Source organism: Tsukamurella soli (assembly GCF_039541155.1).
Taxonomy (GTDB): domain Bacteria; phylum Actinomycetota; class Actinomycetes; order Mycobacteriales; family Mycobacteriaceae; genus Tsukamurella; species Tsukamurella soli.
This window is the reverse complement of record NZ_BAABFR010000070.1, coordinates 1-26,410: the sequence shown is the minus strand read 5'-3', so window position 1 is coordinate 26,410 and position 26,410 is coordinate 1. Positions and strand designations below refer to the sequence as shown.

Below are 26,410 nucleotides of genomic sequence, written 5' to 3'. Positions count from 1 at the left end.
ATGCGCGTTTCCATCGCTGGTCGGCGGCATCGCCGGCCAGGGGCGGAGAGGGGGGATCAGGAGAAGTCGGTGCTGCGGCTGAGACGCTCCCACTCGTCCATCTCGTCGAGGAGCGTGGTACCCGCGAGCTCGCCGCCGTGCCGCGCGAGGACGACCTCCGCGCTGCGCACCAGGCGGTCGCAGCCGCGCAGCAGTGGCAGGCGCGAGTGCGCACGGACCACGCGGCGGCTCTGGACGCCGTCGAAGGGGCCGACGCCACGCACGCGGCTGCCACGGATACGCTCCACGAGGACGCCGCCGATGCCGGGTTACCGACGGCCCGGGCGGGTCTCGAGCTGATCCGGGACGGGATCGCCGACTACCGGCAGGCCGCTGCTGAGCTGGGTTCCACGCTCGGCGCCGAACGGGCCGCGTCCGTCCGGACCGACGACGAGCGGCGACAGGCCGAGGCAGCGTTGGCCCGGCACGCCGACCGGATCACGGAAGCCGAGAGCCGGCAACAGGAGTCGTACGGGGCGGCGACACGGTTCGAGACGCTGGAGGCGAGCGTCGGGGCGGACGTCGCGCAGCTGATGGCGGCCCTTTCACAGGTCGAGCAGGACAAGCGGTCGAACATCGAACGGCGGCGCGCAGCGGACGCCGAGCGGGAGTCCGCCACGCTGGCGCTCGGCGAGGCGACCGGCGAACGGACCCGACTGCAGGTCGAACGCGAGGAGGCCGGCCGGGACCGGGACGCCACCGTCGACGCCCTACGTCGGTTCGCCGAGACCGGGTTGCTCACGATCGCACTGCCCGAACTCGAGGTGCCCGAGACCACGCAGCCGTGGGCGGCGACACCCGCCGTACAGCTGGCGCGCACCGTGGAGGCCGAGCTCGCGGACGTGCCCGACGATGACCGGGCATGGAACTTGCTGCAGCGCAAGGTGACCGATGAGCACAAGCTGCTCGCGGACGTGCTCTCGCGGCAGGGCAACAACACTACGCTGCTCCCCCGCGACGACGGGATCGTCGTGGACGTCATGTTCCGGGGTCGGCCGAGCACCGTCGCGGAGGTGGCGCAGACCCTCGACACCGAGGTGACCGAACGCAGTCGCCTGCTGACCGAGCGGGAGCGCGAGATCCTCGAGAACCATCTCGTCAGCGAGGCCGCGAGCAGTCTGCAGGAGCTGATCCTGGATGCGGAAGCCCGTGTGACACAGATGAATGCCGAACTGTCCGGACGACCCACCAGTACCGGCATGCGCCTGCGGCTGAGCTGGGTGCCCAGCGAGGACGCGCCCGCCGGGGCGCGCCAGGCGATGCAGCAGCTGAGGCGCACCACGGACGCCTGGAACGAGGCCGACCGGGCGGCGGTCGGCGAGTTCCTGCAGCAGGAGATCGAGCGCGTGCGTACGGCCGACGTGGGGGGCACCTGGCTCGACCACCTCACCCAGGCGCTGGACTACCGCAGCTGGAACCGCTTCACCATCCAGCGGCATCAGAACGGCCAGTGGCGCCCGGCCACCGGCCCGGCGTCGGGCGGCGAGGGCGCGCTGGTGGCCAGCGTTCCCCTGTTCGCTGCCGCGGCAGCGCACTACGCGTCCGCAGGGAACCCGAACGCACCGCGGATCGTGACCCTCGACGAGGCCTTCGCAGGTGTCGACGACGACGCCCGCGCCAAGTACCTCGGCCTACTCACGGCCTTCGACCTCGACGTCGTGATGACCAGCGAACGCGAATGGGGTTGCTACCCGGAGGTTCCCGGCCTTGCGATCGCCCAGCTCTCGCGGGTCGAGGGCGTCGAGGCGGTACTCGTGACCAACTGGCAGTGGGACGGACGCAGCCTGGATCGAGTCGAGCGTCCCGCAGCGGTGCTCGCCGCTCCGGCCGACGACGGTGACGGGCCGCTCACCGAGCAGACGGGTCTGTGGGGGTGAGTCCCCCATCGGAGCGCTTGGTGCGCGTGCTGGGTGGCGCCGATACCGAGCGCCTCCGAGATCGATTGCGGGAGCGGATGGCCCGCGGTCTGATCCTGACCGGATCGATCAGTCTCGTGGAGCCGACCGAGCAGGAGCGGGCCGCGATCGATCGGCTGCTCGGTCGACGCCCCGGGGCGGGCCGCACCGTCAGCGCGCCACTCGGCACGCTGGACCGCGTGCTGCGCGAGTCGGGTATCTGGCCGGAGGGCCTGGCGTCCGCGGTGGTGGCCCTGACCGGGCCGGTGCCCGTGCGCTCCGAGCTCCGCTCGGCGGCAGACGCCGCGTGGGCGACCGCGCTGGCGCCACTGCGCCCGCTGGTCACCGAACGTCCCGAGCTGTCGGACTGGCATCGCGAGCTGACCGGCGGCCTGGTCCGCCGGCTCGCGGATGGGCCCGACGGTGCCGCCACCCTGGTGGGGCAGGTCTGCGCGGTGGTGCGCGCGCTGCCGTCGCCGCCTATCCCGTTGGGCGAGTTCGCCACCGCGGTCCTCGGCAGCGCGCACGCCCTCGACGACGGGATGCCCACGGCCACACTGTCGTTCGGTGCGGCGCGGGCGATCGGCGGCGCGCCGGCCGGGTCGGGCGCGCGGTGGCGGCGGCAGGTGTGGGAGTCCGTCGGCCTGGTGCGCGATCAACTCACCTCGACGGTTCTCGCGGTCGGATTGCGCGCACACCCGACGACGGTGACAGGTCGTTCCGTCGAGTTGCTTTCCGGCATCGGACAACCCGTCGTCCTCACGCTGCGTCAGCTGCGCACCGAGGCGGTGACGTGGTCCGTCGGCGGGATGACTGTGTCGGTGTGCGAGAACCCCTCAGTGGTCGCCGCCGCGGCGGACCGGCTCGGTGCCGAGTGCCGGCCCCTGGTGTGCACCTCCGGACAGCCGGGCGCCGCGGTGCTGCTCCTGCTGGACCAACTCGTAGCCGCGGGTGCGAGTCTGCGCTACCACGGCGACTTCGACTGGTACGGACTGCGAATCGCCGACTTCGTCCGGCGCCACCACGACTGGCAGCCCTGGCGGTTCACCGCCGCCGACTACCGCGCCGCCGCACGGATGCACGACGGTGCCGCCCTCATCGGGTCGCCGTCCGTCGCGTCCTGGGATCCGGAGCTCACCGCCGTCATGGCGTCCGTGGGAATCCAGGTCGAGGAGGAGGCGGTCCTGGCGGACCTCCTCGTCGATCTCACCTGATCCCATCCGTCCTTCACACTCGCAGCGGCTCGCCGGGAGCCAGACCGAACCGCTCGCGATACTCCTCCGCAGACACCCGGTGCAGCAGCAGGTGCGCGTACAGCAGCTTCGCCCACAGTCCGCAGATCCGGCACTGGAGGCGCGCACCATCGCTCCCCTGCCCGTTGCCGGTGATCTGCCACTGCGCAATGGCATCGAGCTCCTCCGGATGCTCGGCCCACCACCGTCGCAGCGGAGCCCCGAGTTCGTCGGGCCGCACACCGATCCGCTCACCGATCTCGCGGAGGCCGGCGTGCTCACGGGCCGCCACGCGACTGCGTCGCTCCACGTCCCGAATCCTCCGCGGTCGAGGGCACGCCGCCATCGCCGCACCATGATGCCCGTGCCGTCACCATGAGCGTGATCGCGCCACGCCGGCTCCGCCTCGTCGAGCATCGTATTGACCCACATGTTGGTCGAGGCGTCCCTACGGTGCGCGAGCCAACGCTTGAGCTGCGAATCGGCGCTCGCCAGTCCCATACCTGCGGCGAGCTCCAGTGCCGCACGCAGCGGCTTCTCCACCGGCTCCATGTGCTCCATCGCTCCGGGATCGTGACCGGCGGCAGCGAGCCACCGGGAGACGGTGGCGCTGGGCTCACCCATGCGAATCGCCACGGCCATGAACGGCGCGCCGATGGAGGTCATCCACGCCGCGGCTTCGGCCAGATCAGCCCAGCCGCAGCGGTCGAGCGCCGCACACCGGCGTTCCTCGGCGTTACGTGTCTTGCGGTTCCCACGGTAGGCCACACCCCGCAGTACGGCGAGATCACGGGGCGGGATGCGCCAGTCGGGGTCGATCCGGTCCAGCTCGGCACTGATCTCGCCGCCGTTTCCCACGCGATCTTTCCGGCGGCGGCCCTGCAGCCACGTGAGCAGTCGTCGGTCGTCGGTATCGCTCAGGTGCCCGAGCCGGGCGACCTCGTGCCGCGCCCGCTCGAACATTCCGTCCGCGACCGTCGGGAAAGAGATCTCCGCCTGACGCAGTGCCTTCCCCAGGCGGCTCGGGTGCACCCCGAGGTGTTCCGCGAGCCCGTTGATGTTGCGCCCGTCGGACACCGCCCACTCCACGGCCTGCGCGAGGGAGCCGAAGCCTGCAGGTTCGAGGACGGGCCGCCACTGGTCCACAAGTCCCAGCCCGCGCCGCGAGCGAACGCTCCCGCGGGACTCCATACTGTCATCGTCGGCGATCCCGAGCCGGCCACGGTACGCTGCGCCATCGAGGTCATGAAGCGACAGGTGCGGCCCGAGCCGCGGGAACCACATTCCGCACAGCTGGCACTGCACCCGCTCACCGTCGTCGTGGATCCGCCCCGGAGCGGCAACCAGGTGCGGCTCGATACAGCGGCGATACTCGGGGTGGTCGAGCCACCAGGCGCGCAGTTCCGTGAGCACGACCGTGTGCGTAACACCCAGTGTCGCGGCGATATCGGTGGGCCCACGATGCTGTCCGGCCGCCCACACCAGCGCATCGGTCCAGTCCCGCCACCCGACGCGGGCGATCGCGGTGGCCAACCGCTCCCGGGCACGCACTGTGGCGGGATGGACCGGTGCCCGTCCCAGCAGCGCCGCGTGGGCGGCGCGCTCGCGGTCGGACGTCCGCCATGTCGGGTCCAGCTCGTCGAGGCGTAGGTGCCAGGGCCGCAACTCGCCCGACCGGGCCCGGTTCCGCCAGTGAGCCAACCTGCGGGCGGCATCGCCATCGATGCCGTCGAGGGAACCGTTGCGAGCCACGTACAGCTCGCACTCGGCGACGATGCGTTCCCAGCTGGCCGACGAGCGCCGACGAGACGGTTCCACAGCGGTCCGCCAGCGCGGATCCACACGGTCGAGAAGCGGATTCACCCACGGAGGCGTATCCACCGTCCGACGCTCGACCAGCCACTCCCTGAGCGGCTCGGACGGCTCGGCCAGGGTACCGCCGTTCCGGACGTGGGCGACGGCTGCGCCCAATTCGGCCCGGTACCGCGGCACGGTCCTGTAGGCGGGCGGGTCGTAGACCTCCACGCCTGCGCGGCGCAGGTGACCGAGCATCGAGCGCCGCTGAATCCCTAGTAGGGTCGCAAGGGCCGCAGTTCCACCCCCGATGGACTCCACCCAGGCTGCAGCCGTCTGCAGATCCGGGAATCCGTTGCGATCGAGTACTTCTCGAATCTCCTGATCGGCCCGGTAACGCCGGCTGATCGGCGATACCTTCCCCGCCTCGGCGGCACGCACCGCCGACGTCTTCATCCAGCCCGGGTCGACCGTGTCGAGCCACCTCGCGGTCGGTGACACCTCACCCCGACGCGCGCGGCGGCGGAATGTCTGGACCCACGTCCGCAATTCGGCAGGTCCGTCCGAGACGGTGCCGCCGGCGGCCACCGTCTCCGCCGCAAGCCGGACCATCCGGACGTACGCGGTGTCGAATCGTAGGTCGAGCGGGCGCATCTCCCTGTGCAGGGTCGGCTTCGAGATGCCGAGCCGCGCAGCCAGTTCCTGCACCCCCTCGCCGCGAACCATCGCATCATGCACCGCAGCACCGAGATCGGGGTAACCGGCGCCGGCGAGAGCCTCGTCGCACACCGGGCGCCCTCGACCATGGCGCCCGTCGACGGCCCGGATGGTCACGTCCTCGGAGCTCAACGAGACATCGTCGGCGAGACCGAAGGCGGCGCGGTAACCATCGCTCGACATCCCGTGGCGACGGACATGCAGGCCGAGGGCGCGGAACCACAGCCCGCACACGTGGCACTGCAGCCGGGTCCCGTCGTCGACGAGGTGTCCCGGACGCGCACCGATCCCGGCGATCAGGTCCACTGCCTCGGGGCCGTCGAGCCAGTCCATCAGCACCTCCCTGATCTTCGTCTCAGACCCGCCCATTCGGACCGCGACCTCCGCGATGCCGGCGTGGCTGTCGATCGCCCAGCCTGCGGCATCCGCCCACCCGCTCCATCCGGCGCGCGCGAACTTCTCGGCCCATTCGCGCGCGGCCCGGCGAGCACGAGGAGTCTCGAACTCGTCACCCGCGGCCTCAGCCGCCGCCTGGCGCTCGGCGACCGATGCGTCCCACCCTGCGGCAACCGCGTCGAGGCGCTCGAAGACCGGTCGCGTAGAACCGACGCGCCGATCCGAAGCGAGCCGCGCGAGCCGGCGTTCGAGCCTCCGTTCCATCCCCAGCAGGCCGCCGACCTGTGTGACGTGCGCTGTCACCTCGTCGAGGAGCCGCTCGTCCCGCGGCTTCAGCACTACACCCGCTGCCGCCGCGGCAGCGGCCACAGCTTCGCGATCGCTTCCCTTCCTATGCGGCGCGCCACTGCCGTCCAGCCGGTATCGTTGCGGACTGCCCAGTCGGCCGCGTCCCGCCAATCGACCCAACTATGCGCCGCGAGTCGCCCGCGCCACAGTTCGTCGCGCTGCCGCGCGCGGTCCTCCACCGCCACACCCCGCCCTGGTCACAGCCCTCGACGTTAGCGATGCGCGGTGGGCCGAGCGGGTATCGACGCCGTCGTGTCGCCCGGATGACGGTATTGTCCGCCTCCCGACCAGACCAGTCCCTCGACCTCGCTCCTCATGTCCGATCGGTTGGTCGGCGTCAGCGTGCGAACGGCTTTCCCTTCGTGAACTCGCAGGCCTGCCAGTGCGAGCGCAGCGCCACCGGCGACGGCGCGAAGCCCGGGTCGACCGGCGCGCGCAGCCGCGTACCGTCGATCTCGTCGTACCCGAGCCCCTTCAGTTCCGGCGAGACGTGCACCACGAGACCACCGTCGACCGTGAGCAGGAAGTTGTCGAACAGCCGGTGCAGATCCACCCGGAGGAGCAGCCCGTTGACCACCTCGTCCGACTGCGCGCCGCGGTACGACATGATGTGCGCCGCCTCCAACGCCTTGGCCGCCGCGCACTCGCTCACGACGCACCTGTCGGCGTAAGCCGCGAGCAGCCGGTCCCGGAACAACGCCTGGCCCGGACGGTGCACGGCGTCGCGCTGCCGGCGCAGACGCCGATCGATCCGGTCGGTGAAGTCCAGCCTGGACAGCAGCGCCTCGAGGTCGACGGCGCCCGCGGCCGGCTTCAGCAGCCCGGGCTGGAAGGAGTTCTTGAGAAGCAGCAGCGCCTCGCTCGACCCCACCCGGATCACCCCGACGTTCGGGGACTGCCGCGTCCCCAGGGCCTCCCGGATCTCCGCCCACGTCCGCTTCAGCGATGGTCTGTCGCTGGCCGGCACGAGCGAGATCCGGAATCTGTACCTGCCCGGTGTCGCATCCCGCCACCGCGCCGCCTTGTCGCCCTCCGCGAGCGGCTCCGCGAAACTCGTGGCGGTCGCGTACCCGACGAGTTCCTTCCGCCCCGCCTGCCAGAAGAACAGCTCATCGCCCGGCGCGATCTGCTGCCGATGAGCGAGGTCCCAGATCCCGTCCTCGAATGCGAAACGCAGATGCTCCGGATACTCCGCAGCGATCGTCAGAATCCACGCCGTCAACTCCCATGCGCCTTCCCAGGGTTCGCATCGGGTGGAGGCGTGTCCTGGGCGGAAGCCTGTCGGGCCGAGCTCGATTCGTTACTGCTACCCGGCTGTGGTGCCGGGGGCTGAGGGCACGAGGCGCCGCAGCGCCTCGCGCGTCTCCTCGTCGGTCGAGTACAGGACGGTGCCGACCATGCCGCGGGTCAGCAGGACCTTGTAGGTGTTGCGGATCAGCAGGTCGAACCGCGGCGCGGTGAGGTTCTTCCGCGCCTTCAGGCTGGGGTCGAGGTTGGCCTCGCGACGCACGACGAACCGTCCGTCGCGCCACACCAGATCCGGTCCGAGAATCACGCCGCTGAAGTCGTATTCGAATCCCTGCGCCGTGTACACGCAGCCGACCTGACCGAAGCCACCGTCCTCGGTGGCCCACAGCTGCGACGGCGGCACATCCCCGATCCGCCGTTCCGACTTGGAGTTCCACGGCCTGGACCAGTCGCCGATCTCCACGTCCGGCACCAGCGTCTTGTCCGGCCGCGCATCACTCCAGCGCCAGCAGTAGCCGGCCGTCATCCGGGCCGAGTACCCGGCGTCCCGACGCTCCGTCAGCACGCGCTCGAGGTCCCACGGTGTCTCGGCGACGCGCACCTGGAAACCGTCGTCCCCGTCCCACGGCCGCGGCTCGCCGTCACCGAGCCCCACGAGGTCGACCACCCACTGGACGTACCGATCGCTTCCGCCGCAGCGGAACTGCTCGCCCAGATGGATGTGGACGGGCTCGAGCCCCAGCGACGCGGCGTACGCGCGAATCTGAGCCAGGGAACCGAGCTCCCCCGGCCGCACCACCTGATGCTCGTCGAGCAGGAACACCGGCACGCGCGCGGCGCCGATCAGCTCGTCGACCTGAGGTCTCCCGGTTCGGTTCTCCGCCTTGGTGAATCGGTTCGCGGAGGTCTCGCGGATACGGTGCGCCTCGTCGAGGATCAAGACGTCGAGCCCGTTGCGCTCGGCGGTGACGAACTGGTTGAAGTACTTGAACATCGCCTTCACCCGCGGCGCACGCGCCCCGGCGACCTGCCGCAGTGTCGTGGTGAACGAGCGGGATCCGGTGGCGTGCAATACCGTCCGCCCCTGGCGCGCGAGGTCGCCGAGCAGCGCCAGCGCGATCGCGCTCTTGCCGCTTCCCGGCCCGCCGGTCACGATCACCACCCGCTTGAGGTCGGCGCCCCGCGCCTGCTCGACATCGTGCAGGACGAGGTCGACGGCGAGCCGCTGGTCGCCGAGTAGATGGAAGACCTGGCGCTCGCGGACCTCCTCGGCGGCCACCGTCAGCAGTTGCTGCGACGGTGCGGCAGGCGAGGTGAGCAGCGCCTCGGCGGCCGGGCCCGACGTTGCCTCCCCGGACAGCCGGGTGCGCAGGAACGCGAGCATCGCGTCCTTGTCGGCGCCGGTGAACAACCGGCCCGTCGTCGACACCGGGTAGGCGCCGAGATCCGCGACGGCAGCGGGGTCTAACACGTTGTGCAGGTAGGCGATTCCGGCGATCGGGTCGTTCTGGTCGCGGAGGGTGCGGGCGAAGTCGCCGATGTACTCGCAGTAACCTCGGACCTGCGCAACGGGGTGCAGCTTGGGTCCGCCGGGCATGTGCGGGACGGTGACCAGGGCCGGATCGCCCTCGTAGAGCGTCGCCGACGACCACTGCTTGAGCTCGACCACCACGTACGACGGCGCCCCGGTCACCGGATGCACGCCGGCGAGGACCACATCGGCCCGCTGGGACGACAGTGGCATCTTGTACTCGATGAGCATCTCGACGTTGCCGAGTCCGCCGTGCTGCAGGTCCGCCGCCAGGTGCGGGAGGCTCGCGCCCCAGGCACGCTGCTCCGAGGCGCCGACGGTGATCCCGCGTTCGAACAGCATGCGCTCCAGCAGCTTCTCCACGAGCGACGGCGAGTCGTAGTCGTCGAGCAGTCGCCGCGCGGTCACGCGCAACAGCGTCACGTCGGATCCCCTTGGGCAGCACGAATAATCGTGCGGAGGGGATCTGCCCTGAGCGAGAGTTCCGTCGAACCGCGGGACTGATACTACAGCGAAGGATGCATCCCGCCCGGTAGTTGCGAGTCGCCGCCGCGCACGGCTCGGGCGACAACACAGCAGTCGCTTTTCCTACTCCGAGTAGCATTCAGACATGAGCTCACCGGGGGTCGAGAAACATTCCATCTCCATGCCCGCCGAGACGTCCGAGGAGATCCGGTCGCGTGTCGGCGCGCGAGGGTTCTCCGCATACATCGCGCGCGCAGCCGCCCGACAGCTGGAACGGGACGCCCTGGACGACATCCTCGCCGACATGGAGTCTGCGCACGGCCCCGTCGACGAAGCCGAAGTCGCAGCGATCATGCAGCGCCTCGGGCGATGATCGTCGTTCCTCGCTCGATCCTCCTGGACGCGGAACCCCTTTCGGCGCTCGCTGCCGGCGCCCGAACAATGCAGGCGTGGGCTGCCGTGGCCCGACGCACGGACGCCGTGCTCTACGCCTCCACCGTGACGCTCGCCGAGGTCGCGGACGGATCCCAGCGAGACGTCCACCTGAGGCAGATCGTCAAGGCCGTGCGGTTGACAGACGTCGATCCGCACCTCGGATTCACTGCGGGCCGGCTGCGCCCCGCAGCGGCATCGGCGCCCCGCAAGGCGCGAGACCTCACGGTCGACAGTGTGGTCGCCGCGACCGCGACCACACTCCCGCCGCCCGTCGTCGTGCTCACGTCCGATCCACACGACCTCGAGCTACTGCTCTCCGGAACCGAGATAGCCGTCGAGCGGATCCCGAGTTCCTGACCGGTGACTGGATCCGTACACAGTCGATCGACGCCCGGAGAGTTCCGGCACCGAAACGAAGTCTGCAGGTAGACCGAAAGTTGTCCGATCCCGTTGGTAACCTCACCGAGGGATTCGCGGACGGCCGGGGGCTGTGCGCAAGAGAGCGACCACAGGGGGGCGAGAACGATGGGCCGCGATGATCGGTGGATTGAGGTGTCGCCCAGCCAGTTCCCCCATGAGCGGGCCGGGCTCGAGATCCTCCAGGACCTGCTGCCCGCCACCTCCCCGTACCGCGCGTGGACCAACTTCGAGTTCATGGACAGCCGGGGCCAATGGAACGAGATCGACGCCCTGATCCTCGGACGGGGCCGCCTCCACCTCGTCGAGCTCAAGTCGTACCACGGCCTGCTCACCGGCGACGAGAACAACTGGACCCGCACCTTCTCCGGCGGCGGCCGCAGGACGGAGCGCTCCCCGCTCATCCTGACGCGCCGCAAGGCCCAGTACCTCGCGTCCCGCCTCAAGGACGAGGTCCGCAAGGTCGCCATCGAGCACGACCTCGACCCGTCGAAGGTCCAGCGCGCCGTCCCCTTCGTCCAGGAGAGTGTGTTCCTGCACGGCGACGAGTTCGCGACACGGCTCTCCGATCTCGCACGATCCAGCCTGTTCGGTATCCCCGGCCGCGAGGAGCAGACGCAGCTCCCCGGCATCGACACGCGGATCCTCGAGCCGCCCAAGGACGGCCGACAGGTCAACGAGGACCTCAGCGTCATCATCGGCCTCGCGATGCGCAACATCTACGGCTACCGGAAGCCCGAGCGCGACGCCGGATCCTGGACCATCGCCGGCCAGCCCCTCGCCGCGGGCGACGACTGGCAGGAGTTCGCGGCCCAGCACAAGGTCAGCAAGACCAAGGCCCGCGCCCGCGTCGTCTCCCTCCCGCCCGGCACCTCCACGCAGGCGAAGCTCGCCGCGTTCCGCCGACTCAACCGGGAGTACGCCCTCCTGACGGGGCTCCGGCACGAGTCCATCCTCTCCCCCGCGGAACTCGTGCAGGACGAGAGCGGCAGCACCGTCCTCGTCTTCCCCGAGACCCCCGACTACCAGCCCCTCGATCTCTACCTCGCGCAGCACCAGCTCACCGCCGACCAGCAGATCGACGTCCTCACCCAGGTCGCCGAGGCGCTCGCGTACGCGCACCGCAACCACGTCGCGCACCGCGGGCTCACCCCTGGCAGCGTCCTGGTCAAGACGGGCGACGACGGCGGAGTCACGGTCCAGTTGGTCGACTGGTCCTGGGCCGGCCGCATCCACGAGTCGACGTCCGGCACCATGTTCGGCGGAACGACGGGCGCCCAGCCGGCGCAGACCGATGTCTACCAGGCCCCCGAGGACCGCTGGTCCCCCGACGCCGACCGCATCGCACTGGACCTGTTCTCGCTCGGGGCCCTCGCGTACTTCCTCCTCTCCGGCGGACAGGCCCCGGCACGCGACCGGGCCGAGCTCACGGAGCGCCTCCGCACCGAGGGCGGCCTCGACCTCGCCGCCTCCGGCCGGTTCGTCGACGACGACCTGCGCGCCCTCGTCAAGAAGGCCACCGCGCCCAGCGCCACCCAGCGGACCAAGCCGCAGGCCAAGGGCGACCCGCGGTTCGGCGCGCAGGAGTTCGCGGGCGGCTTGGCCGAGCATCGTCGGAATGCCCGGCAGGCCCCTGTCGTCGATCCGCTCAACCCTGCCCAGGATGACCTGATCGCCGAGCGGTTCCTCGTGCAACGGGTGCTCGGCTCGGGCTCGACGGCCCGCGGGGTCCTGGTCAAGGACGAGGCCGCGAACGACGCCGAGCGCGTCCTCAAGGTCGGCCTCGACGACACCGCCGCCGCCCGCCTCGAAGGCGAGGCGGAGACGCTGAAGGTCCTCGGCGAGCAGGATCCGAAGATCTCCGGTGTCGTCGAACTCCTCGATGGCCCATTGGAACTCGGCTCACGGACGGCGCTGCTACTCAGCTACTGCGGCGAGCAGACCCTCGCGGAGCAGGTGCGCTACGACTCGGTCACGGAGGGGCGGCTCAAGGCGTGGGGCACCGAGCTGCTCGACACGCTGATCGCTCTCGACAAGGCCGGCATCACGCACCGAGACATCAAGCCCGCCAACCTCGGCCTGTACCGGCCCGACCGCCGCACCGGGCCACGTCTGGTACTGTTCGACTTCTCCCTGTCCCGCGAGCCCGCGACGTCCATCGAGGCCGGCACGCCGCCGTACCGCGACCCTGACCTGCGCGCGCCGCTGCGCGCGTCGTTCGACTCGGCGGCGGAACGCTATTCGGCGGCGGTGGTCCTGTACGAGATGGCGACGGCCACCACACCCCTGTACGGCGACGGCACCGCCAACCCGGCCACCATCCCCGACGAGCCGACCATCGAGGTCACCGACTTCACCGCCCGCGACCTCCCGGTCGCCCGCGCGGAGGCGCTCACGGCCTTCTTCCGGAAGGCGTTGGCGCGGGATGCCAAGGCGCGCTTCGACACCGCGACGGCGATGCGGGAGGCGTGGACCGCCGCGTTCGCCGCCACGGTAGGTCCATCAGTGCCCCAGGTCCGCCCGCCGCAGCCCAAGCCTGTCGCAGCGCAGACCCTCGAACCCGAACACGGCGAGCCGTACACCTCGCTCGCCACCGTTGCGGCGGAGTTCCTCAAGGCCGCCGGCACCAAGCCGACCACGATCCGCCGCCAGGTCGTCGCGCTGCTGCTCGGCACGCACGATCACTCCCCGGAGGATCCGTTCGAGTCGTACGGCAGGCTCGCCGAACGGCTCGACGTGACGCCGGGTCGGGTCTCGCAGATCTTCATGGAGTTCGAGTCGCTGTGGGCGAAGAACTCTCGGCTCATCGGCACCGTCGACGTCGTATACGGCACCGTCACCCGGCTGCTCGCCGGATCAGGCGGCGTCTCGACACCGGAACTGCTGGCGCGCCAGCTGGTCTCGACGTTCGACGAGGACCCCGACGCCACGATCGAGCGCCGCGCGCTGGGCATCCTCCGGCTGGTCCTCGCGTCCCAGCCCAGCTCCGGGCCCGACGGTGACCCCACCGTCACGCCGGTGCGGCGGAAGTCGACGGGCAGCATCGCGATGCTCACCCTGTCGAAGTCGGCCGGGCGCCTGCCTGCTGCACTGTCGGTCGCCGCGGAAAAACTGGTCATCGACGCCGCGTCCGACGGCCGGACCCTGGTCGGGCTGACGGACGCAACGGGACCGCTGCGCGAGGCCGCGGCGAAGGCGCTCGGCACCACGCCCGAGCAGGTCGAGGTACCGACACACGTGCTGCTGCGGATCGCCGCGGCATCCTCGGCGGAGGTCGCGCTGTCCGCGCGCAACGAGCTGCATCGCGCGAAGCTGGCGCCGGAGGCCGCACTGCGCGAGGTGCTCGACGGTGCATCCACCTCCGACACGTTCACCCTCGACACACTGAGATCCCGTGTGCGCGCCCGCTTCCCGCATGCCGCCCCGCTGCCGAGCCGGCCGGGGCTGGACCTGTTGGTCGCGAAGGCCCGCCCGGGTACGCAGTGGAACGACGAGAAGGGCTACTTCGAGAGCGAGGCCAAACCGGACGCGTTCACCCACGTTCCCACGCACAACACCCGGACGGGCGCGCAGATCGCGGCGCCGCTGCGCTCGGGCAGCGACCTGGAGGTGGTGTTGGACACCAGCATCCGGGCGCGCACGTTCCGCGCGATCGGCGTGCCCGTGGGCGAGACCGACCCGGTGGCAGCCGCACTGGCGACCCGCTTCGGCGCGGTGCACATCGACATCACTGAGGTGCTTCTCGGCGAGATGCGCGCCCGCGCGACCGCGGCCGGGATGCCGTGGGACGCCATCGTCGCCGCCGACTCCGGGGCGAGTGCCGACCGGGAGGGCCTGCGCGGCTTCGTCGCCCAGTGTGTGCCCGCTATCGCACAGCGCGTGGCGGACGCGGATGCGCCGGTGGTGCTGACGGACCTGTCGACGCTCGCCGCGTATGGCCAGCTGGGTGTGCTGCAGCGGTGGGTGGAGCTGACGACCCCACCGCCGCACGCGGTGTGGGCGCTGATCCCGCAGAAGGCGGAGACCGGCGGCCGGCGCGGCGCGCTGATCGACGACTCGGTGCTCCCGCAGTCGGCACCCGAACAGTTCGTGCAGGCGTCCGACCACGACGTCGACGCCCTCATTGCGGCCGGTGTGGCCGCGTCCGAATCGAAGGAGACCAGCCGATGACGCTCGCGACCGAGGCCGGCCCGGCGCTGACCTCCGCGCTCAAGCCGCTGCTCACGTGGCTGGTCGACGATATGCGCGCGCGCTTGGAGGCCGACGGTGCCGAGCTCGCCCGCTGGCACGGGATCCACGACGAGGCCCGCGCCGAGAACCGCACCGCGGTGTCCTGGACCGACTGGTCCGAGGACCAGCTGACCCAGGCCGCCGTCGGCTGGCTGCTGACGAGCGTGTTCGTGCGGTTCTGTGAGGACAACCTGCTGCTGGGCGATGCCGGCGCCGGGAGCGCAGCGAGCGGGCCGAATGAACTCGGCGTGTGGATCACGAACGACAACGAGCTGTTGCGGCAGCGCGCGCTGGACGCGGAGAACGACTTCTACCGCTCGAATCCCGACGCGTCATACCGGGAATGGCTGCAGGTCGCGTTCGACGCGCTCGCCAAGAACCGCGCCACGGCGGGCCTGGTGGACCAGCATGCGGCGATCCACATCTTCGCGCCGAGCTCCGATGCCGTGGAGCAGATCCTCACGTTTTGGCGCACCACCGACGACTGGGACAGCCTGGTATGGCGCTTCAACGATCCTGACCTGTCGACCCGATTCCTGGGCGACCTGTACCAGGACCTCTCGGACTTCGCGAAGAGGAAGTACGCGCTGCTGCAGACCCCGGAGTTCGTGGAGGAGTTCATCCTCGACCAGACCCTCGAACCGGCGCTGAAGGACCGCTCGCTGGAGGGCTTCAAGCTGATCGATCCCACCTGCGGCTCGGGTCACTTCCTACTGGGAGCGTTCCAGCGCTTCCTCGCGCGGTGGCGCGCCGCGGCACCGGCGATGGAGCCGCGTGCACTGGCCGACCTTGCGCTGCAGTCCGTTTACGGAGTCGACCTGAACCCGTTCGCGGTGGCGATCGCCCAGTTCCGGCTGTTGGTGGCGGCCATGCAAGCGTCGGGCGACCGCACGCTGGTCGACCTCCCCGGCTTCACGATCAACGTGATCAACGGTGACTCACTCCTCCATGGACCGGACTGGAGCGGCACCGCCCAGATCACCGGCATGGCAGACGCTGCGGCCGCGCGGCACCACTATCGCACCGAGGATCCCGAGGCGCTCGTCAAGATCCTCACCCGCTACCAGTACGACGTCGTCGTCGGAAACCCTCCGTACATCACCGTCAAGGACAAGGCACTCAACGCCGCCTATCGGCAGAACTACAACTACTGCAAGGGCACGTACGCCCTGACAGTCCCGTTCATGGAGCTGTTCTTCGAGCTCGCCAAGGCAGGCGACAACCCCGGCTGGGTCGGCCAGATCACCTCGAACTCGTTCATGAAGCGCGAGTTCGGTGTTCCCCTCATCGAGCAGTTCCTCGCCAAGAAGGACCTCCGTCTGGTCATCGACAGCTCCGGCGCCTACATCCCCGGCCACGGCACCCCGACCGTGATCCTCGTCGGCCGCAACCAAGGCGTGGTCCGCGACACCGTACGCGCCGTCCTCGGCATCCAAGGCGAGCCTGGCGCCCCCGACGACCCTGCGGTCGGCAAGGTCTGGACCTCCATCGCCGACCACTCCGATGACACTCGCTACGAAGACCAGTGGATTTCGGTTACCGACCTCCCACGCGCCAACCTCGCTGAACACCCCTGGAGCCTCTCCGGCGGTGGTGCAGTCGAGTTGGGTGACGCCATCGATCGCGCAGCGGAATCCAGGCTCGAAGACCACGTTGATTCCATCGGCTTCGGCGCCGTTACCCGGGAAGACGCCGCGTACATGCTCGGCGCACCTACTCTCCGGCGAGCGGAGATCGCCCCCGCACACTCACGACCACTCGTGGCCGGTGAAGACGTTCGCGACTGGGCGCTCGCCACTCAGACTCTCAGTATCTGGCCGTACTCCGAGAAGTCTCTCTCCGCAGACGGAACTTCCGCCGTACTCCGAGAGATGTGGCCGTACCGAACGACGCTATCCAACCGAATCGCGTACGGAGAGAACCAGATCGAGCGTGGGCTCACGTGGTTTGAGTACTCGATGTTCTTCACCAAGCGGTACGCGGTTCCGCTCTCGATTACCTTCGCCGAGGTTGCCACGCACAACCACTTCGTCCTCGACCGCGGCGGCAAGGTCTTCAAGCAGACCGCGCCGGTCATAAAGCTTCCCGCGGACGCAACCGAGGACGACCACCTCCGCCTCCTCGGCATCCTCAACAGCTCCTCCGCCTGCTTCTGGCTCAAGCAGAACTGCCACGACAAGGGCATCCGAGGCGAGGGCGGCGGATTCACCCCCTCGGACTGGGAGCGCTTCTACCAATTCAACGGGACTACGGTCAAGGACCACCCCCTACCCGCTGGCGACACACTTGCCCGCTCCCACCATATCGACGACCTGGCCACGAAGCTCAGCACCCAAACCCCAGCCGCTATCTTCGCGACTTCGGCTCCGACGCCCGCCGCAGCCGGCGCTGCCGAATTCGTCAGCGCCGATCTCCAGGCGCGGCTCATCGCCCAACAGGATGAGCTCGACTGGGAGGTGTACTGCCTGTACGGCCTAACCGAAAGCAACTTCGCACTCCCACCTGGCGCAGCACCGGGCATCGCTCTAGGCGAGCGCGCCTTCGAAATCGCACTCGCCCGCCGCGTCGCAGCTGGTGAGACCGGCGAAGCCTGGTTCGCACGACACGGCTCGACGCCGATCACAGAGATCCCCGACCACTGGCCCGCAGACTATCGCGACCTCGTCCAGCTCCGCCTCAATGAGATCGAGTCCAACCCCTTCGTCCGTCTGCTGGAGAAGCCCGAGTACAAGCGCCGTTGGGCCGGCGAGTCCTGGGAAGTCAAACTCGAACGCGCCCTGCGTAACTGGCTTCTGGACCGGCTCGAAGACAAGTCGCTCTGGTTCACCCTTCAGGGCACGCCCCAGCCCTTGTCGGTCGCCGAGCTCGCGGCACGGGTCGAGACCAGCCCCGAGTTCATCACCGCCCTCGACATGTGGGCCGGCCAGAAGGACGCGCCGGTGACCAAGACCCTGGAGAAGCTCCTCGCACCTGAGGCGGTCCCGTTCCTCGACGAGTACGTCTACAAGCCCTCTGGCCTCCGCAAGCGCGCCGAGTGGAACAAGGTCTGGGAGCTCCAGCGCCAGGAAGACGCAGGTGAGGTCGACGCCAAGGGCATCCCGGTCCCACCGAAGTACACGAGCGCCGACTTCAAGAAGCAGACCTACTGGTCCCACCGCGGCAAACTCGACGTCCCCAAAGAACGCTTCATCTCCTACCCCGGTGTGGGCCGCGCCACCGACCCGACGCCCCTCCTCGGCTGGGCCGGCTGGAACCACGCCTACCAGGGCCTCGCCCTCGCCCTGATCTACGCCCAGCGCGAATCCGAAGGCGCACCGGCGACAGACCTGGCGCCGATCACTGCCAGTCTCACCGAACTACTGCCGTGGATCCGCCAATGGCACTTGGCGCACGACTCGGTTCTCGGAGTATCGCTGTATGAGTATTTGAACTCTCGAATAAATCACTGATTCTCACTATCCCAAATTCCAATACAATTCAGTTACAGAAATTCGAGAGAGAGAGTCGATGGACCCATTAATAAGGGGGCTGTTTAAAGCCTTCCGAACCAGCAATGAACTCACCCAAATAAAGGAGTCTGACGCCTTCGAGGTTTTCGTTGGGGCCCTCCTGCTTCATGACGATATTCTGACACAGACCGAGCTATCCGATCTTTTACTGGACGAGGGTACTATCGGAGTAGATATCGCAATCCTCGAAGTCAATGGCGAAGTGGTGTCCGAACCGTCGCAGGTTTCCGCTCTATGCGAGGGGCGAAACAATATCGATGTTTCGTTGTCACTTATCCAGGCGAAGATGTCTTCGACTATCGACTCATCTCAGGTACTCAATTTCGGCGACATCGCCACCAAAGTTGTGAAGCAGGAGGTCCCGGATACCTATCCCAAGCTACAGAATATTTCACGGGCACTATTCATGATATTCGAAGATTACGCGACTCGGATCCGCACGAAGCCTCGCGTTAATTTATACTTCGCAAACACCTCCGGAGACGCCTCTATCGAGGACACGGTCGTAAGAGAGCGCGCGGAGAATGTCAGGAGCGGAATATCAAGCCTGGGATACATCGGCGACGTATCCTTCGATCTCTATGGGGCGTCGAAACTTTACGAAATATCACGCGTAAAGTCGCAGTCAAACGAGACGGACCTGGTGTTCAACAAGTTTGTGAACTTGCCAGGCATGGCCGGAATTGACCAAGCCATTGTAGGCGTAATATCTATCCGCGAGCTACTGAAGCTTGTTGAGAACACGGACGGATCCCTGAACGAGCCGGTATTCTACGACAACGTCAGAGGATTCAAGGGTGTAGACAACGGTGTTAACGAGCAGATAATCTCCACCCTTAAGTCGCCCTCACGTTCGCTACTCCCCGTCCTTAATAACGGAATCACAGTGGTCGCAAAGTCCTATTCGCCCAAACCGGGCGATGCAGTATCCATAACCGGATATCAGGTGGTCAACGGCTGCCAGACAAGCCACTGCATCTACCTCTCAAAAGACCACCTGTCCCCGAATCTCGACAGCGTATTCGTTCCGATACGACTAGTTGTTACTGACAACGAGGACGTTGCGACCAGTATTATTCGCGCCACAAATTCGCAAACCGCAGTCAACAGCAGCGATATGGTCGCTCTCACGAACTTTCAGCGGCGGCTAGAGACCTACTATCAGCAGGATCAGCTCGACGTCGGACTGACGTATGAGAGGCGCGCTGGTCAGTTCTACTTCCGAGACGTGACTCGCGCACGCACCGTCTCGATAATCCAGCAGATGCGCGCCGTTGCCGCGACATTTCTCGATCTACCCCATGTTGCCGCGAGGTATCCTCAGCATCTATATGAAGAAGTCGGTGAGAGGATTTTCGACGACCAGCACCACCTTGCTCCCTACGTCGCATCGGCATTCGCGGCCTACCGCCTTGAAACTGCATTCAGCACCAACCTCGAGGCTGAATTCAAGCCAATCAGGTACCACATCCTCACCGCGGTCACTTATCGCACACTCGGCGGGGACCCCTTACCGCTGAATAACGGGAAGGTCGACAGTCGAAGCAGGTTACTAGTTGAATCCTTGAAGAAGCCCGACTACGTGACGGTATTTCGCGACGCGGCAGTCGCGGTATTGGATGCAAACGGGGGTTCCATCCCGACCCGAGACAGGTTGAAACGCCAGCCATTTACCACCGAACTGATCGATACTCTACGTGCAAGCAATTAGTTCGCACAGAAATCTCGCATCAACCATGTATATTAATCTAAACCGGTTCATCCACAGAAATCGCTCGCTGGCCGAACACTACACGCGCGCAGCCGAGCCGGCGCGGCACAACCGGCTGTGTGGCCACTACTTCACAGTAGGTGTGCTGTGCAAAATTTCTTAACGTGGCTGGACTCGTCACCTGACGACGAACGCCGCATGCGAGAGTTGGTTAGGATGTTCGACGGTCCCGCAACACTCGATGAGATCGGGATCGGGCAGATCCGGGATGCGTTCTCGGACATGCTGTTCCCCGGGACCTCCACGGTGCACACGCGTGCTCGGTACCTGTTGCTGGTGCCGTGGAGCTTCGTGGCCGCGGCCCGGACCTCGTCGGGCGCGGAGCTGGCGGCCAAGGCACGTCGGTCCGAACTAGAGGTGATCAAAGCACTACAAGGGTCCGCACAGACCGGAGTAATCGGCGCTGCGGTGGGCACCGCGATCAAGGACGTGCCGTCGAACCTTTACTGGTCTGCGCTCAAGGCCTACGGGATTCTCAGGTCTGGCAAGCCTCGCACCGGGCTTCGTCAGGTCAAGAGCGCCTCGGACGAGCCCGACTGGAACATGCCGATCGAGGCACCGTCGGGCTTCCCGCGGCAGGTCGACGGGCTCGACCTGCTCCGAAGCGAAGCAGTCTGGTTGCGAGACCGCATCACCCACTCGGTGCCGGGCACCTACCTCACGCATCTACTGCGATCGAAGGAATTCGCCGAGTTCGCGGCTCCGGCCCCGTGGGACCACGCGGCGCTGGATACGGCCAGTCCGGCGATTAGGGAGCAGGTCGACCACGCGGAGTTGTTCTCCACCGCGATCCACGGTGCCCAGTTGCTCTACAACCTCATGCTCGCCGAGCAGTTCGCCGACGAGTTCGCTGAGCGCATCGACGATCCGGACTACTACCGCCAGGCCCTCGTGGACTGGACTGCCGAGACACAGCGCATCGCCCAGCGCCTTACTGATTGGAATCGAGGCCGATTCTGGGACATCGTGCTCGGCCAAAACCCACGTGTCAGCATCGTCACCCAGCAGTTCGTGGATACCTGGCTCGACGTCGTTGTCCGCAACGTCACCGTCGACCCCGACTCCCCCACCGCCCGCCGGCTGATCGCGGATCGGGAGTACCAGACCAAGGGCTCGCTTGCGCGCCTGCGCAATCGGCGCCAACTCGGCAACTGGCGCGGCGCGTCGGCGCCCGGTGCCCTGCACTACCGGTGGGACCGGGTCAATCGCCTGACCGAGGACATCTTCACGGGGGTAGACCGTGCTAGCTCCTAAGGATCGCACCACGCTCGTCGAACACCTCCGCCCGCCGGACGGCGCCAAGGTAACCCGACTCGTCGGCACCACGTTCACGCTGGACTTGATCGCTGCGTTCCTCCCGGCGTTGGCGATCACCGGCGACGACACCGACGTGGGCGACTCCATCCCCGTGCTGGCGGCCCTGCGCAACAGTATCGGCGTCATCGACATCTTCCCGCAGTGCGGCCAGATCGCCGTCCCCCGTTCGACGTCCCGCCTGCTGTCGCTACTTGAGCCCGCCATCCACCCCGTCGTCGCCCCACCCGCACGCCTGTTCCACCCGAAGGTCTGGATGCTGTTGTGGGAGAACGACGGTGCCTCGCACGCCCGGCTCGTGGTCGCCACGCGCAACCTCACGCTGAGCCACTCTTGGGATGTAGTGGTGAGCCTCGACGGCCGCGTCACCCCTCGGGACGTTGCTGGTAATTCGGGCCTTTCGAGTCTCGTCGACTACCTGCTCTCCCACACCGTGACCCCCGTTTCCACGGGCCGCGTTCGGCTGCTGCGCGAGTTCCAGCGAGCCATCGCGCGGGTCGAATGGCAGGAACCGGACAGGGACGTTGCACTCCACGCAATCCATGTCCTCGGCCTCGGCGGTCAGCCGCCGCGGATCGACTTCGGAGGATCTAGGCGGCTGATCATTTCACCGTTCCTCGGCGACGACGCGCTGCTGGGGATGGCCTCCGATCGTCACCCGAACACCCTTGTGTCTACTCAGGGCGCGATCGACAAGCTGAAGCCTCGGACTGCTGCCGCACTCACGGACATGTACATCCTCAACCCGGATGCCGCTGTCGCGGACGACACCAACGCTGTTTCCTCGCTACCGGCCGCGCTCCACGCCAAGCTGTACGTCGTTGACCAGCCGCGAGCTCGCTCTCGGATGCTCGTCGGCTCCGCGAACGCTACCCACGCCGGCTTCAACGGCAACGTTGAGGTGCTCCTCGAGTTCTCCGGGCCGACCAAACTGATCGGTGTCGAGCAGGTGACCGGCAAAGACGGACTCGGCAGCCTTCTCGTCTCCACGAAACCTGAAGAAGCACCCGCTGAGGTCGTTGAGGATGATGAGACCGCGCGGCGGCTTGCAGGTGCACTGCGGATGCTGGCGTCGCGGCCGCTCGCAGCGACGGTGTCCCACAGCGACAACGGCTACACGCTGGCGCTGTCAGGTCCCGCACCGGCGTCGTCATCAGATGTTTCGCGGCTCGAGTGCTGGCCGCTGACCGTCCCGCGGCAACGGCATGATCTCGCGTCGGGCTCAGCGGTTGACCTCACGTTCACCGACCTTGCGCTCGAGGACGTCACGGCGCTGTTCGTGTTCAGCGTGACAGGACACGCTGGCATGTCCCGGTCCACCGTCGTCATCGCCGACCTCCGCGGTGAGCGACAGGGCCGAGTCGACGCGATCGTCACATCGATGATCAGCAACGCCAACGACTTCCAGCGTCTCCTCGAGCTCCTACTGTCGTTCGGCGGCCGTTTCGGCTCCGCGCCACCGCCGCTCGGGGACGACGACGCGGATGTCACGCCGAGCTGGGAGACACCGCGCAACGAACTGTTCGAGGTCCTGATGCGCGCCGCGGCAGACGGTCCCGACTCTTTGGACCGATTGAGCGGCGTCGTCGAGAGCATCATCCGGGCACACGACCCCAACAAGGTATTGCCCGACGGGTTCACTGAACTATGGAACGCTGTGAGTTCCGCGCGTGGAAGGCGTGCCGATGACGAATGACCCGGACGTGACTCTGGGCGGTCTGCGACCGTTTCAGCGCGACACCGTCGACCACGTCACCGAGCGTTTCTTCGGCGCCGATCCGACACGCCGATTTCTAGTGGCCGACGAAACCGGCTTGGGCAAGACCCTCGTCGCTCGCGGCGTGATCGCCCGGGCCGCCGAGCGCAAGGACGGACCTTTCACAGTCGTCTACGTGTGCTCCAACCTCGATCTTGCACGTCAGAACGTGATCCGCCTCGGCGGAGACGGCGACATCCATCAGATCACCACGCGCTTGAGTCTGATTAACCAGGAACGCCGGCGGCCGAAGAACGGTGGGCGACGCGGTATCGAGATCATCGCGCTGAGTCCGCGCACATCAGCTCCCACCTCGGGCAACCAGACGGGTATTGGGGATGAGCGGGCACTCCTGCTGATGCTCTTACAAGATGGTCTCCAGCTGACTGGGCGGCGGAAGCTGTCAGCGCACATGTTGTTACACGGGGCCAAGAAGCCTGCAACGTTCCTCACCGCGGCCGAACGTTACCGGGCTCGGCACCGCGCGAATATCGCACAGTCGGTCGACGAGCGGTTCATCCAACTGTTGGAATCGACGGTCGAAGAGGGCCTCTCCGATCGCGAGCGATTCGACGAGATGCTCGATGAGCTCATGCCCCGGCGTGGCCGGTTGGCGGCGACGCCCGAGCCTCCGAAGGAGCGCGCCGGTGAACTGCGTAGCCTTATCGGACGGATGCGGGGGAACCTCGCTCGGCTCGGCGCCGAGTCCCTACACCCCGACCTCGTGATCCTGGACGAGTTTCAGCGATTCACCGACATCCTAAACTCCGACAGCGACCTCGGCAGCACGGCGAGTGGGCTGTTCGCACACGACACCGCCCGGGTCCTGCTGTTGTCCGCAACCCCGTTCGCCTCGTTCGGGGAGCGTGGTGACGACGGCCTTGACCTGCACCACGACGACTTCGTCACGACCATCGAGAAACTCGCCGACGGCGGCTCCGATACCGACCGCCCGGCGCGGATCGGATCCCTGCTGTCTCGTTATCGGAATGAACTGACCTCGCACCAAGACCCCACGGCAACCGGTCAGCAGATCCGGTCTGAGCTGCTCGCGCTGCTGTGTCGCACCGAGCGACCTGCGTCCGCAGTCGACAGTATGGTGGCCGAGCCGGCGCCATCGCCTGCGGTCGTCGATCCGACCGATGTCGCATCTTGGGTCGGCCTCCGGAAGCTCGCTCAGCGCGTCGACGCCCGCCTGCCACTCGACCTGTGGAAGTCGGTGCCACATCTCGCTCATTTCATGGGGGACTACCAGGTCGGTAGGAAGACAGCTGCGCAGCTCGATGACCCCGAGACCGGGCAAACGGCCGGCGTCGCGCGGTCGATCGACGGCGAAGCCGTGAAGCGATTCGAGCCGATCCCGCTCGGGAACGCACGGCTGCGCGCTCTCACATCAGACACCACGGAGAACGGGTTGTGGCGCTTGGTGTGGATGCCACCCAGCCTCCCATATCTGACTCCGGGTGGCCCATTCGCCGAAGTCGACGCACACGAGATCAGCAAGCGGCTCGTGTTCTCGTCCTGGACCGCGGCACCGACATCGATATCGACATTGCTCAGCTACGACGTGAATGCACGCATCGCTGAGGCGAGCGGGCAGCACCACGAGTACGACACGGAGAAGTTACGGTCCCACACCCGCCTGACGTATCGAGTGGAGGCCGATCGCCAGCGTTCGATGAGCGCCTTCATCTTGTTCTTCCCATTTCCAGAGCTGGCCACCGTCGGCGATCCACTGGCAGCGGCCCATCGTGAGGGTGGAATGGCGTCGCCCGACGCCCTGGAGGCGGACGTCGCGCGATCGCTCGTCGCCGCCGATTCTCGACCGCTCGCCCCGTGGCTCTTGGCGCTGTCGTACCCCGATCCGCTCCTTCACAGCGTCGTCAGTCGGCTCGACAACGGCGGCATTGCGGACGCGCTGACCACTGAGGACGACGCGGGACGGGCGCTTCGCGCGCATGCGCAGCTGGCGCGCGACACCGTCGGAGCCGCCGACCGGCGCGGTGAGCCGCACCCCGCGACCGTCGACGATGCTCGTCTGGTCGCCCAGATCGCCGCGCACTCCCCCGCGAACTGCGCCTGGCGAGCCCTCGGCCGATTGCCGCGGGACACGTCGTCGGTCAGTCCGACGGCACGGTGGCAAGCTGCGGCGACCATCGCCACCGCATTGCGATCGGTGTTCAACCGCTGGGATTCAGCGCTGCTTCTTGACGGTCTCTACGCGCCGGGTTCGGACGGAGATTCGTACTGGCAGCGCGTACTTCGCTACTGCGCTGACGGCAATCTGCAGGCGGTGCTCGATGAGTACCTCTTCCAGCTGTGTCAGGAGCGAGGCTCGGGACGAGTCGACGATACGGAGATCCGGAAGATCGCAGAAGATGCCGCGACCGCGATCAGCCTTCCGGCGGCATCGCATCGAGCTCACGACCCCGCCGACCCGCGCGGCGAGGGCATCGAGTTCTTCGGCTCGCGCTTCGCGCGGCAGTACACGAAAGCCGCCGACGACGCCTCTGTTCGGCCGGCCACGGTACGCGCCGCATTCAACTCGCCGTTCTGGCCGTTCGTGCTGGCAACGACGAGTGCGGGGCAGGAAGGCATCGACTTTCACACCTGGTGCCACACCGTAGTGCACTGGAACGTGCCGGCCAACCCCGTCGACTTCGAACAGCGCGAGGGGCGCGTCAACCGCTTCCGTGGTCATGCGGTGCGCAAGAACATCGCGGAGGCACACGGCCCGCAGATGCGGCAGAGCGAGAACCCGTGGGCGACCGGCTACGACCTCGCAGCTCAAGCGCTCGGGGCCGCCGAGGAGGTTCCTGGGCTACGCCCCGACTGGATATACCCAGGCAAGCACAAGATCAATCGTGAAGTGCTGCCGTACCAGCTCAGCGTTGACGCGGCGAAGCTGCAGCGGACCCGTCGACGAGTCGCTTTGTACCGGTTGGCGTTTGGCCAGCAACGACAGGAGGACCTCGTCGAGACCCTCGACGCGTCGGACCTCAGCGACGCTGACGCCGACCGGTTTCGGATTGATCTGCGTCCACCCGGGTCACGATGACCGCTGAGCGGCAAAGGCGTGGCCCCGGCGATGCGGCTTGCGCCAGTGATCGTTCCGGGGCCTTCGCCGACCATTGTGGGAAGGAACGAGCCGGATGTCAACGACACGACAAGACTCACCTAAAATGCGGCTCTCCTGACGCATCTGTGGGTGGCCGGGCGCGCCTGAACGAGCGCACGCCGTTCTCCGCCTAGGTTTCTGAGCTGTCGAGGAACAGGAACCAGGTGTCGAGGAGAACGGCGTGCGGGATGTCAG

Annotated in this window: 12 protein-coding genes; 10 read left to right on the top strand and 2 right to left on the bottom strand. The window is 67.5% G+C overall.

All coding sequences use genetic code 11. The annotated features are described in order from the left end of the window. Both ABD908_RS18675 and ABD908_RS18670 read left to right on the top strand, forming a co-directional pair. A partial coding sequence (locus tag ABD908_RS18675) for a TIGR02680 family protein (RefSeq protein WP_344998724.1) occupies nt 1-1,916 on the top strand: 1,916 nt, incomplete at its 5' end. Beyond that, a complete protein-coding gene (locus ABD908_RS18670) occupies nt 1,913-3,148 on the top strand; it encodes a TIGR02679 family protein (protein WP_344998722.1) in 1,236 nt (411 codons plus the stop codon). The genes ABD908_RS18675 and ABD908_RS18670, both read left to right, overlap by 4 nt. 3,610 nt (nt 3,149-6,758) lie before the next feature. Here ABD908_RS18670 and ABD908_RS18665 read toward each other — a convergent pair. Together ABD908_RS18665 and ABD908_RS18660 are read right to left on the bottom strand one after the other, a co-directional pair. After that, nucleotides 6,759-7,643, bottom strand: coding sequence for an HNH endonuclease (locus ABD908_RS18665; RefSeq protein WP_344998720.1), 885 nt, complete (start codon nt 7,641-7,643; stop codon nt 6,759-6,761). Nucleotides 7,644-7,727: 84 nt separating this feature from the next. Further along, nucleotides 7,728-9,623 (bottom strand): DNA/RNA helicase domain-containing protein, encoded by a 1,896-nt coding sequence (locus ABD908_RS18660; RefSeq protein WP_344998718.1) that lies wholly within the window; start codon nt 9,621-9,623, stop codon nt 7,728-7,730. A gap of 187 nt (nt 9,624-9,810) precedes the next feature. On the opposite strand from ABD908_RS18660, the gene ABD908_RS18655 reads away from it, so the two are divergent. From ABD908_RS18655 to ABD908_RS18620, 8 genes are all read left to right on the top strand, one after another. Next, complete coding sequence (locus ABD908_RS18655; RefSeq protein ID WP_344998716.1) at nt 9,811-10,038, top strand: hypothetical protein; 228 nt, start codon at nt 9,811-9,813, stop codon at nt 10,036-10,038. Further along, a complete protein-coding gene (locus tag ABD908_RS18650) occupies nt 10,035-10,457 on the top strand; it encodes a hypothetical protein (protein WP_344998714.1) in 423 nt (140 codons plus the stop codon). Before ABD908_RS18655 ends, ABD908_RS18650 begins: the two co-directional genes overlap by 4 nt. A 195-nt stretch (nt 10,458-10,652) precedes the next feature. Continuing rightward, the gene (locus ABD908_RS18645) at nt 10,653-14,687 is read left to right on the top strand and encodes a protein kinase domain-containing protein (protein ID WP_344998712.1); all 4,035 of its coding nucleotides are present in this window, start codon (nt 10,653-10,655) and stop codon (nt 14,685-14,687) included. Then, nucleotides 14,684-18,196: a BREX-2 system adenine-specific DNA-methyltransferase PglX gene (gene pglX, locus ABD908_RS18640; protein WP_344998710.1), complete on the top strand. Its 3,513-nt coding sequence runs from the start codon at nt 14,684-14,686 to the stop codon at nt 18,194-18,196. Before ABD908_RS18645 ends, pglX begins: the two co-directional genes overlap by 4 nt. A 58-nt stretch (nt 18,197-18,254) precedes the next feature. Further along, nucleotides 18,255-19,967, top strand: coding sequence for an AIPR family protein (locus ABD908_RS18635; protein WP_344998708.1), 1,713 nt, complete (start codon nt 18,255-18,257; stop codon nt 19,965-19,967). A 117-nt stretch (nt 19,968-20,084) separates the two neighbouring features. After that, entirely contained in the window at nt 20,085-21,281 is a 1,197-nt protein-coding gene (locus ABD908_RS18630; protein WP_344998706.1) for a DUF6361 family protein, read from the top strand. After that, on the top strand, nt 21,268-23,037 hold the full coding sequence (locus ABD908_RS18625) for a phospholipase D family protein (protein WP_344998704.1): 1,770 nt from the start codon (nt 21,268-21,270) through the stop codon (nt 23,035-23,037). The genes ABD908_RS18630 and ABD908_RS18625 overlap by 14 nt, the downstream gene beginning before the upstream one ends. Further along, entirely contained in the window at nt 23,027-26,155 is a 3,129-nt protein-coding gene (locus ABD908_RS18620; RefSeq protein WP_344998702.1) for a helicase-related protein, read from the top strand. The genes ABD908_RS18625 and ABD908_RS18620 overlap by 11 nt, the downstream gene beginning before the upstream one ends. Nucleotides 26,156-26,410 lie beyond the last annotated feature (255 nt).